Raw genomic sequence first — 6,024 nt, forward strand, 5'->3', positions numbered from 1 at the left:
GTGGAGAAAATCGCCGATTTGGAAAGTTTGACTAAGAAAGGGGTAATTGTCATGGAATTATCGTTGAATACTAAAAAGAAATACGCTCAAAAAATCGACTTTCAAAAACTACTCCAAAGTAAAACCCAAAAAGAGATAGACAACATCAACGATAAAATCACCAAGATCATGCATGAGGATGTTCATGATTATACTTGTTGGGATCCTGACATTGCGGTGGAGAAAGACACATTTGAATTAGAAAATATAGTGACTTTAGACAAAAAAAATATAGGAGAAATGACAATTATGGATTTAGAGTTATTCGATGCAATTTGTATATTAACAGATCAAGATGACGAAAAAAGTCAAGAATTAATAAAGGAAATAGAAAAAGAAGCCACCATTATATCATAGCTTTGGTAGCTTCTTGTCATAACTCTGTTGATTTTAAATAATTTGCGTAAGAAAGGATTTTTTTCTCTAATTCTTTCTTCTTTTCGCCATCTGGAATTGATTCAAAAAGTTTATATAAACGTATAGCCTCAGATGATATATTAACATTTTCCAGCTTTCGTTCATCGGAATTACCTGTTAAGTAATCAATTGTAACGTCAAAGTATTTACTAAGAGTATGTAACATTTCAAGTGTTGGCTCTCTCTCATTCCGTTCATATGTTCCAATAGCACTTTTGCTTAAACCGACTATTTTACCAAGGTCCTCTTGATACATTCGTCTTTCGGTTCTCAATAACTTTAACCTTTCACCAAAGGTACTCATTAAATCACCTCATAACTAATAATAAATTAATAGTTGACAAAACACAATATGTAATCTATTGTAGGGATTATAAACTACATATTGTATTATTAGCTTAGGAGGACAAGCCTTGCAAAACATTCAAGAAAAATTACAATACTTAAGAGGAAATAGAGAACAAAAAGAGATTGCAAAACTGCTAAATATAAAAGATAGTACGATGTCTAGTTATGAATTAGGAACACGAACTCCTCCTGATGAAATTAAACTTAGAATAGCAAGTTTTTATGGTGTGTCAGTAGAGTGGCTTTTTTTTAGTCATATAAACCACAAAATGTAGTTTTTTGATTGTTGATATAAATACATTTTGTCGCATAAGAAAAACATCGGGTTTCTTAAAAAGGAGGAATCAAATATGATTTCAAATAATAGTGTTGTCCAACCACATTTACCTCATAGAAATAAATCAAGAGGTGATGCTGAAGTGACAAACATACCTAAGAAAGAATGGATGGATGGAAATACAAAAATTACTGTATTTTCTCCATTAGTTGAAATGACAGCTGAAGAACGTACAAAGTGGTTTGAAGAGGAATGGGAAAAAAGAAACCCTGTTTTATTAGGAATTGCTGAAGCAGTTAACAATTGCTATAGAATAGGCAAAAAGTAGCAAGCTTGAAATTTTTAAATACAGTGAATATTGAGGTGAATATATGAACAAAACACTAATTATAGAACAAAGTGGACAAAGGTTGCTTACAAGTGAAATTCTTGCCGAACAGTATGGCGCGACAATAAAAATGCTAAATAACAACTTTGCAAATAACCAACAGCGCTTTATAGAAGATAAGCATTTTATTTTACTTTCTGGCGGTGAACTTAGAAGCTTTAAACGCGAATACGAAATTTTAGGAATCGCGCCTAACCTCAACAAATTATACCTCTGGACAGAAAAAGGTGCATGGCTTCATGCTAAGTCATTAAACACGGATAAAGCATGGGAAGCATATGAAATGTTGGTTGATGATTACTACAGGGTTAAACATCAAACAAAATTATTATCAGAAAGAGAACAATTATTAACATCAGTGAAATTAACTTTAGAAAACTCTGAAAAAGTTGATCAATTGGGGAGCAAAGTAAAGCAATTGGAATACAAAGTTGAGGAGCAAGTAACTTTGGATAGCGGACAGCAAAGAAGAGTACAAAAAGCTGTAGGTGCAAAAGTGTACGAGCTAACGATTGATAAGGAAGGTCGAAAGGATCTATTTAGGGAACTACATCGTGATATTAAGGATCGATTTGGCGTAGCAAGTTATAGAGATCTAAAAAGAAAAGAGTTAGCAGCAGCAATTAAATACATTGAAGCATGGATACCTAAAAAGAGGGTAGCCTCATGAATATACATAATCTAGTTACTCTCTTAATCTATGAGAAGAGGTGAAACATAGGTGACAAAGAAAGAGGAAAGAGCCAAGAAAAAGATAGTTCGTGAGCAAATAATAAATATCTTAGATAGTGAATGTGGGCAATGCAAATATAAAAGCGTGTCTTTCAGTAGAAATGGGATTTGCTCTAAGTGTCCAGTCGGTAAAACACTTCAAAGTCTGAATAATTCAATAATGGACAAGCCCAAGCTTCAACATAAGATGATTAAAGAGTATAACAAAGGTGTATGGAGTGAGGAAGAGGAGCAGTACTTAATTAATCATTACATGATGTTTGACATACTTCATTTAGCTCAAAAACTAAATAGACCACCTAGGGGGATAGAAAGAAAAGCAACGATGATGGGACTAAATAAGGATGCTTCTTGACTATTACAATCCATATGAAAAAGGTGGACAAGTTATGCTATACGAAGTTGATTTCTCTATAAAAACAAAAGACAATTTCGATACAATTCAAACTTCATTCATTCATGCGGGCAGCGTTATTGAATGTCATTTGATTGCGTGTGAAATTGCCGAAAGATTCAATAAAAATATCACAGGACAAGTAAATATTTTTATTGAAGAATGCGATCTACATGAATAATTATAACAGTTTACTAGATGATTCGAAAGTCTATCATAGAGTTTTATTGAGTGACAAAATACTAAAACTTAAACAACATAATGGAATTGATTTTATACAAGCAGTTGAAGATTATATAGCTCCAAACGGCTATCTTTTAGTACAGATAAAAGGAAAATTTGCGAGTTGCTTAAGAGATGTTAAGAGGTGATTAGGTTGGACAATCAGATACATGCTATGGGTTTTGTAGTTGTCCCCAGGTTGTCATTTAACAACCTAAAGGACAAAATGTTGTTCTTACACTTTATGGAATCAGCGAACTATGAATCAAGTAAGAATTGTGAACGAGGTGAGCTGATTACATCAATTACTAAGCTAGAAGAAGAAATAGGCTGGACTTACAAAGTCATTCGCAACATCCTAGAAAGGTTAAAGAAATCAGGTTATATCAATGTGGAAACCCTTAATCAAAAGAGGGGTATTAAGGTGAAAATCAGTGAATATTCCAATTTTCAAACCCTTGAAAAATATCAAAAAAAGGGCAATGAGAAAGGCAAAGAAGAGGGCAAAGAGAAGGGCAAAGGAATCAAGGAGCAAAAACCTTGCGGCTCTATGGATAAACAACCCCAAAAAAACAAGAAGGGCAAAGAGGAGGGCAAACAGATGGGCAATGAGAAAGGCAATACCTTAACATCATTTATAACATCATTAAACAACATAAACATCAATAAAACATTAAAAGAATATATTGACGAAGCAAAAGTAAAAAGCAAAAATTTGACTTCAACAGAAGATATAGAGACCTTTGTTGATTTCGCTTTGCGAACCAACGCTCTACCTGAATCAATTAATGACAAAATCTTAATTTCTTACTTTGATTGCATCCGTCTAAATAGATCAACTTGTAATATATCAGCAAATATCCTAGTGAACTTCATAGAAAAGATTCAAAAGTATTCTATAGACCAAATTCACTATGCTCTGTGGAAACACTTTGAGGAACATGATGACAAAAGAGAGAGCTACACATTAGGAATATTACGGAATACTAAGGAGCACGAAGCAAGGCGAGGATTAATCAAATTAAAAAATAAAGGGGGGCAAGAAGAGCATGCAAAACTTCCAAAAGCTGTTGGAGGTACACAATCCAGCACTAGCAAAGAAGTTCAAAGACTCAATGAAATTGCACGAAGAAAAGGTCTTAACAACAAGATACGAGACGTTGACTGTGATTTCTGAAGCTTGCCCTTATCTTAAATGTGATGGATCTGGCTTGATATGGATAGTTGACCATCAAGAAAATAAAGAGTTTATGCGTAAATGTCAATGTATAGCTATTAAGAAACTAAATCAAAAATTGTTCTACGCACAAATGCCAGAGGAGTTTAAAAATGCAACAATCAAGTCTTTTGAAATTGATATATATCAAACGCGTGAATCACTTGAAAAAGCAGTCACAGCCAAACGGATAGCAACAAACTTTGTGAGGAATTTTAACTCTATGTACGAGCAAGGAAAAGGATTGTACCTGTATAGCAACACAAAAGGTAGTGGTAAGACAAGATTAGCAGCGAGTATTCTTAATGCCATTTTAAAGGTACACGATACAAAAGAAAGATCATTAACGGCTTTCTATTCTTCTACAGCAGACTTGCTTGGAGAAATAAAGAAAACTTTTCATCCTGATTCAAAAGCAAAGGCGTCAGATATTATCGATTCTACTAAACAAGTAAATATATTAGTTCTTGATGATATTGGTGTTGAGAAGGTTGGAGAATGGGTTGAAGAAACGTTTACCAGGATTTTAGATTATCGTCTGCAACACCAAAAAGTCACAATTTTCACTAGCAATATGGCTATAGATGAATTGGATGAAAAGTACCCAGAAGGAAGAATAAGCAGCAGAATTGAAAAGATGACTTTTCCCGTGGAGATGCCTGAAGAGAAGGTACGGAGTAAGATTGCTCAACAAGAAAATGAGAGTTTGTTAGATTTATTACTCGAATAATGGAGGGGTAAAAATGTGTCAATTGTGTAATGGTACTCATCGTATTCATCAAGTAGATAACTGTTCAGTTGAATTTTCTGTATGTCCTGAGTGTGGACCAGAACCAAAATCCAAACAAGAAGAAAGAATGAAAAGGCTAAGACAGCGTATTCAAGAAGCAGAAATAAGATTTGGTGTTACACAGGTGATAGCGAGTTAAAACTGGAGAAAGTGAGTGAGGTTATATGAGCAATACAAGATACGTTGCTCTTCATAAAGGAAAATCACTAGATCGTGAAAAATTAGCAGTAGTTACTGTTTATGAAACAGGTATTTCAAAGCAACAGGTAAAGGCAGATAATCAATATTCGAAACAGTGGGGGCTATTAGTGCAAGCAGAAACTGAAGCTGAGTGGGTGAGAAAAATATGACCAAAGAGGAAAAAGAACAAATACAACTCCAAAAGAAAATTATCCGTGAGGATTATGCATATCTTGACATACAAAAATTACAAAAAAACCAATCAAAATAATTTAATAGAAGGTGACAGTAAGTTTGAAAGTAGTGCAGCCAATACGAGACGCAGAACAAATTGAAGCAATGAAACTCGCATTATTAAAACAAAACAAGCGAAATTACTTTCTTTTCACAATGGGAATTAATACAGGGTTAAGGATCAGTGACTTACTAAGCTTGAAAGTAAAAGATGTTAAAAATCATAGTCATCTAGTTATTACTGAGCAGAAAACTAAAAAATCTAAACGGTTTAAATTAAATAAGGAGCTACAGAAGCAAATTAATGAATATACAACCAACATGAAAGATGATGATTATCTATTTAAGTCATTACGTGGCTCCAATCATATTAAAAGATCCCAAGCATGGAAAATTCTAAATGAAGCAGCAAAAGAGGTTGGGGTGTCTGAGTGTGGGTGTCATTCAACGCGAAAGACTTTCGGATACTTCTTTTACAAGAAATATAAGGATGTAGCTTTACTTCAAGAAATATTTAACCACAGTCACCCTTCAGTTACCTTGCGGTATATCGGGATTAGTCAAGACCTTGTGGATGAAGCTGTGGATAATTTTAGCTTATAAGACTTATTTTGTATTGTGTTTATTAGTACCATTCTCTGGGAAACACGAAAGACCTGGTTAAAAATACAGCTGAAAAACATCTTTAAATCCGAACAATTTAGTGGATGGTCAGCTGCAAAATAGTTATAAAAACCGAACAATAGGAGGGCTTATGATGCGATGTAAGAAATGTGATACATCAGAT

Annotated in this window: 12 protein-coding genes; 11 read left to right on the top strand and 1 reads right to left on the bottom strand. The window is 33.8% G+C overall.

Annotated elements, in window-relative coordinates; all coding sequences use genetic code 11:
• Positions 1-396 carry a hypothetical protein gene (locus ACSVDA_RS21345; protein WP_485885919.1) on the top strand — a complete coding sequence of 132 codons (396 nt, stop codon included), beginning with the start codon at positions 1-3 and terminating at the stop codon, positions 394-396.
• A 16-nt stretch (positions 397-412) separates the two neighbouring features.
• On the opposite strand, the gene ACSVDA_RS21350 is transcribed toward ACSVDA_RS21345, so the two are convergent.
• The gene (locus tag ACSVDA_RS21350; protein WP_485885921.1) at positions 413-760 is read right to left on the bottom strand and encodes a helix-turn-helix domain-containing protein; all 348 of its coding nucleotides are present in this window, start codon (positions 758-760) and stop codon (positions 413-415) included.
• A 109-nt stretch (positions 761-869) separates the two neighbouring features.
• Between ACSVDA_RS21350 and ACSVDA_RS21355 the strand changes: the two genes are divergently transcribed.
• The 10 genes from ACSVDA_RS21355 to ACSVDA_RS21400 all read left to right on the top strand — a co-directional run bounded on the left by ACSVDA_RS21355 (position 870) and on the right by ACSVDA_RS21400 (position 5,840).
• Positions 870-1,079, top strand: a complete 210-nt coding sequence (locus ACSVDA_RS21355) for a helix-turn-helix transcriptional regulator (protein WP_485885923.1) — start codon at positions 870-872, stop codon at positions 1,077-1,079.
• Between the two features lie 75 nt (positions 1,080-1,154).
• Positions 1,155-1,409 carry a hypothetical protein gene (locus tag ACSVDA_RS21360; RefSeq protein ID WP_485885925.1) on the top strand — a complete coding sequence of 85 codons (255 nt, stop codon included), beginning with the start codon at positions 1,155-1,157 and terminating at the stop codon, positions 1,407-1,409.
• A 43-nt stretch (positions 1,410-1,452) separates the two neighbouring features.
• Positions 1,453-2,139, top strand: a complete 687-nt coding sequence (locus tag ACSVDA_RS21365; protein ID WP_485885927.1) for an ORF6N domain-containing protein — start codon at positions 1,453-1,455, stop codon at positions 2,137-2,139.
• Positions 2,140-2,190: 51 nt separating this feature from the next.
• Complete coding sequence (locus ACSVDA_RS21370) at positions 2,191-2,556, top strand: hypothetical protein (protein ID WP_485885929.1); 366 nt, start codon at positions 2,191-2,193, stop codon at positions 2,554-2,556.
• Positions 2,546-2,776, top strand: coding sequence for a hypothetical protein (locus ACSVDA_RS21375; RefSeq protein ID WP_485885931.1), 231 nt, complete (start codon positions 2,546-2,548; stop codon positions 2,774-2,776). Before ACSVDA_RS21370 ends, ACSVDA_RS21375 begins: the two co-directional genes overlap by 11 nt.
• A 216-nt stretch (positions 2,777-2,992) precedes the next feature.
• Positions 2,993-3,994 carry a hypothetical protein gene (locus ACSVDA_RS21380; RefSeq protein WP_485885933.1) on the top strand — a complete coding sequence of 334 codons (1,002 nt, stop codon included), beginning with the start codon at positions 2,993-2,995 and terminating at the stop codon, positions 3,992-3,994.
• Complete coding sequence (locus tag ACSVDA_RS21385; protein WP_485885941.1) at positions 3,984-4,763, top strand: ATP-binding protein; 780 nt, start codon at positions 3,984-3,986, stop codon at positions 4,761-4,763. Before ACSVDA_RS21380 ends, ACSVDA_RS21385 begins: the two co-directional genes overlap by 11 nt.
• 13 nt (positions 4,764-4,776) lie before the next feature.
• On the top strand, positions 4,777-4,962 hold the full coding sequence (locus ACSVDA_RS21390; protein WP_485885935.1) for a hypothetical protein: 186 nt from the start codon (positions 4,777-4,779) through the stop codon (positions 4,960-4,962).
• 25 nt (positions 4,963-4,987) lie between these two features.
• Positions 4,988-5,173 (top strand): hypothetical protein, encoded by a 186-nt coding sequence (locus ACSVDA_RS21395; RefSeq protein ID WP_485885937.1) that lies wholly within the window; start codon positions 4,988-4,990, stop codon positions 5,171-5,173.
• A 124-nt stretch (positions 5,174-5,297) separates the two neighbouring features.
• Positions 5,298-5,840 (top strand): site-specific integrase, encoded by a 543-nt coding sequence (locus ACSVDA_RS21400; protein ID WP_485885939.1) that lies wholly within the window; start codon positions 5,298-5,300, stop codon positions 5,838-5,840.
• Positions 5,841-6,024: the final 184 nt, after the last annotated feature.

The organism is Cytobacillus sp. Hm23, assembly GCF_051842895.1.
GTDB lineage: Bacteria > Bacillota > Bacilli > Bacillales > SM2101 > Nanhaiella.

Bases quoted from the DNA above. Each gene is read 5' to 3' on its own strand.
- ACSVDA_RS21365 (WP_485885927.1), top strand. From the start codon at position 1,453: ATGAACAAAACACTAATTATAGAACAAAGTGGACAAAGGTTGCTTACA.
- ACSVDA_RS21380 (WP_485885933.1), top strand. From the start codon at position 2,993: ATGGGTTTTGTAGTTGTCCCCAGGTTGTCATTTAACAACCTAAAGGAC.
- ACSVDA_RS21395 (WP_485885937.1), top strand. From the start codon at position 4,988: ATGAGCAATACAAGATACGTTGCTCTTCATAAAGGAAAATCACTAGAT.
- ACSVDA_RS21350 (WP_485885921.1), bottom strand. From the start codon at position 760: ATGAGTACCTTTGGTGAAAGGTTAAAGTTATTGAGAACCGAAAGACGA.
- ACSVDA_RS21390 (WP_485885935.1), top strand. From the start codon at position 4,777: ATGTGTCAATTGTGTAATGGTACTCATCGTATTCATCAAGTAGATAAC.
- ACSVDA_RS21360 (WP_485885925.1), top strand. From the start codon at position 1,155: ATGATTTCAAATAATAGTGTTGTCCAACCACATTTACCTCATAGAAAT.
- ACSVDA_RS21375 (WP_485885931.1), top strand. From the start codon at position 2,546: ATGCTTCTTGACTATTACAATCCATATGAAAAAGGTGGACAAGTTATG.